Below are 2,564 nucleotides of genomic sequence, written 5' to 3'. Positions count from 1 at the left end.
ACCGAGATGAGAATGGGCCGCTTTCTGCCCGATTTCCGACCCCGGGTATCGGTGGAACTGGTTGCCATCGTCGGTGGCCTCTCGGTCGAGGAAATGTATTCGAGTGCACAGCCTAAAGGGGAGTGGTCGATCTGGCGTACCTGTCTTCGATCCAGGTAGAGCATTCACAGTGTGTCGACTAGTTTGTAGTGGGCGATGAAAAGATCGACGTCGATGAGCGGTGCCGCCGGCCGAATCGAAGCCGTCAGGGTGCGTGCGTTGAGGAGGTCGGGGAGTGTCGCCAGAGGCGGACGATCGGTTCGAGGATGGCCGCTTCCCTCTGTCGGCTGCTCAGATGAACATCTACCTCGCTCAGCAGCTGGCCCCGGATGTGCCGTTCACCATCGCTCAATACGTCGAGATCCGCGGCGACATCGACCCGTCCGTTCTGATTCGCGCGACGGACATCGCCTGCCGACGGCTCGAATCGCCTGCAGTGCGGATCGGCGTGGACGACGGCCACCCGTACCAGTGGTCGGACCTGCGAGTGCCGTACGCGATGATCTACCGCGACTTCACCGACCGCGAGCATCCCATCGACGATGCCCAGCGCTACATGGACGAGCAGTATCGGAAACCGGTGGATCTGGTTCGAGACCAACTGATCGCCTCCGAGATCATCCAGGTAGGCGCGTGCCACTACTTCTGGTACAGCCGGGCTCACCACATCGTGATGGACGGCCTCGGCGCAATCTCGGTGCAGGAGCGCACCGCTGCGGTGTACACCGCGTTGATCACGGGCAACGAGATCCCGAAGACCCGCGCCATCGGAGTGCGGGAGATCTACGACTACGAGGCCGCGTACCCCCACTCCTCCCGCTACGAGACCGACCGCCAGTACTGGCTCGGTCGACTCGACGGCCACCTCGAAGCACCCAGGCTGGCCGGCAGCCCACACGAACCCGCCGCTCACAGCGGAGTGACGGTGAGCGTCGGTGCTGTCCTGGACGCAGACCTCACCGAAGCCGTTGCGGCAGTGGCGCATCGGTACAACTCCTCCGACGTCCCCGTCGTGCTCGCCACGTTCGCGCTCTATCTCGCGCGCATGACCGACACCGACGACGTCATGCTCAGCTTGCCGGTATCGGGCCGAGCGACCACCAAACTGCGGGAATCGTCCGGCATGATGTCCAACGTCGTGCCGCTTCGCATCGGCGTCGAGCAAGGGGTCACCGTCGAGGAACTGCTTCGACGGATTCAGGTGGAACTCACCGGCGCACTTCGCCATCAGCGGTTCCGCGTCGAGGACATGCAGCGGGCGACCGGCGACGGTACCGGCAGTGCAGCTGCCGGACGTGGCGTGTTCGGTCCCACGGTGAACATCATGATGTACAACAGCACAATTCGGCTCGGCGACGTGATCGGCGAATACCGCGTGCTCTCCAGCGGCCCCATCGACGACATGATGGTCAACGTCTACCCCGGTGTCGCAGGCACCAGCACTCGCGTCGACTTCCTCGGTAACCCTGCCCTCTACAGCACCGACGAGCTCGCAGCCCACCAGCGACGCTTCCTGGCACTCCTGCGCGAGGTGGTCCACGCCCCCGAGGGGCTCGCGGTGTCCGAGCTCGAAGTGCTGGGTGCCGAGGAGAAGGCAGCGCTGATCGGCGCACATTCCACGGCGACCGTACCCCCCGCGCTGCTGCCCTCGCTGCTGACGACCGGTGCGGTGGTGCGAGCCACCGGAGTCGATCAGTCCAGTGACGACTTCACCAGGGTCGCGGAACACATTGCTGCGCAACTCGTCTCGATCGGCGCAGGCCCGGAGAAGCGAATCGCCGTCGCGATCGAACGCTCCTACGAATCCTTGTTGGCCTCGTGGTCCGTCTCGATCTCGGGCGCGTCGTTCGTTCCACTCGACCCCACCGAGCCCGCCGATCGGTTGGCTGCCGTGCTCGCCGATGCGCACGTGGAATTCGGCATCACGACTCGTGCCGGTGTGTACCACCTTCCGAACACTGTCCGATGGTTGCTCATCGAGGACCTGCTCGACGCCGACCCGATCGCGTTCACGTCGCCGACACTGCACGTCGACAACGAGGCCTACGTCATCCACACCTCGGGGTCGACGGGAAAACCCAAGGCCGTCAGCGTCACTCACCGCGGACTTGCGCAACTCGCAGCCAACGTCGTCGAACGGTTTGCCGTCACCCCCGACTCGCGCGTACTGCAGGCGGCGTCGCCGGTCTTCGACGCATCCATCCAAGAGCTCCTTGCCGCGTTCGCTGCGGGTGCCACCCTGGTGATCGCTCCGGCCGACGTCTACGCCGGCCCTGCCCTCGCCGGCGTGTTGGACCGCGAGAAGATCACGCACCTGATCACCTCGCCTACCGTGCTGGCCACTCTGGACCCGGACGACCTCAGCTCCATCGACGTCTTCGACGTCGGAGGTGAGGAGTGTCCACCCGCGTTGCGGGACAGGTTCGTCTCTGCCGATCGAGCGATGCGCAACGCCTACGGGCCGACCGAGGCGACGGTGTTGGCCACGTTGTCCGACCCGATGCGCGCCGCCGAACGGGTGACCA

Annotated in this window: 1 protein-coding gene; it reads left to right on the top strand. The window is 65.0% G+C overall.

Going from position 1 to position 2,564, the window contains the following annotated elements; genetic code table 11:
• Positions 1-274 precede the first annotated feature (274 nt).
• On the top strand, positions 275-2,564 hold a 2,290-nt coding region (locus A2J02_RS25415; protein WP_156516389.1), incomplete at its 3' end, for a condensation domain-containing protein.

Source organism: Rhodococcus sp. EPR-147 (assembly GCF_001647185.1).
Classification (GTDB): Bacteria; Actinomycetota; Actinomycetes; order Mycobacteriales; family Mycobacteriaceae; genus Rhodococcoides.
This window is presented reverse-complemented; position numbering and strand designations above follow the sequence as displayed.